The sequence below is a fragment of the Oleiphilus sp. HI0066 genome, assembly GCF_001635725.1.
In genome coordinates this window covers 1-744 of the sequence record NZ_LWFH01001677.1, presented here as the reverse complement: position 1 = coordinate 744, position 744 = coordinate 1, and the positions used below count along the sequence as shown (strand labels likewise).

General features: G+C 44.0%; 1 protein-coding gene. It reads right to left on the bottom strand.

The genetic code is table 11. The features are described from left to right. Positions 1 to 738, bottom strand: a 738-nt coding sequence (gene tatC / locus A3738_RS26225) for a twin-arginine translocase subunit TatC (RefSeq protein WP_082890154.1), incomplete at its 3' end; no start/stop codon positions are given. Positions 739 to 744: the final 6 nt, after the last annotated feature.

The following is a 744-nucleotide window of genomic DNA, read 5'->3' as shown; positions in this document are numbered from 1 at the left end:
TTTCTCAATAAGTTTTGAAAACAGTAAACCGATTTCGAACAAAAGCCACATTGGAAGGGCTAGCAATGTTTGAGAAATAACGTCAGGTGGAGTCAGAAGCATACCCACAACAAAACAGCCAACAACGAGGTAAGGGCGCTTCTCTGAAAGGCTGGCTGTGCTTGTCGCCCCCACTGACACGAGAATAATAATCGCAATCGGGATTTCAAAAGCAAAGCCGAACGCGAAAAACATCTTCATGACGAAGTCGAGATAGCGACTGATGTCAGTCATCACCGCAACACCTTCTGGTCCTGCAGAGGTAAAAAATCCAAATACCAATGGGAATACGACAAAGTAGGCAAAGGCCATTCCTAGATAAAACAGCAGCACGCTTGAGAATAATAAAGGCATTGCTAGGCGCTTTTCTTTATCGAACAGAGCGGGAGAGATAAATCCCCAAATCTGGAAAAGCACATAAGGCATTGCGATAAAGATCGATGCGAAGAAAGTAAGCTTGAAAGGGGTTAGAAAAGGCGAGGCAACTTCTGTTGCTATCATGGTTGTGCCTTCAGGCATCAGCGCACGAAGTGGCTCGGATAATAATTGATAAAGATCGTTCGCAAAATAATAGAGAGATAGAAATACCACTATGACCGCGATCACGGCTTTAAGCATACGATTTCTTAGCTCAATTAAGTGAGCCATTAAAGGTTGAGCCTGATCGTTTTCAGGCGCGCTTGAATCGTTGTCGCTCATACTTCT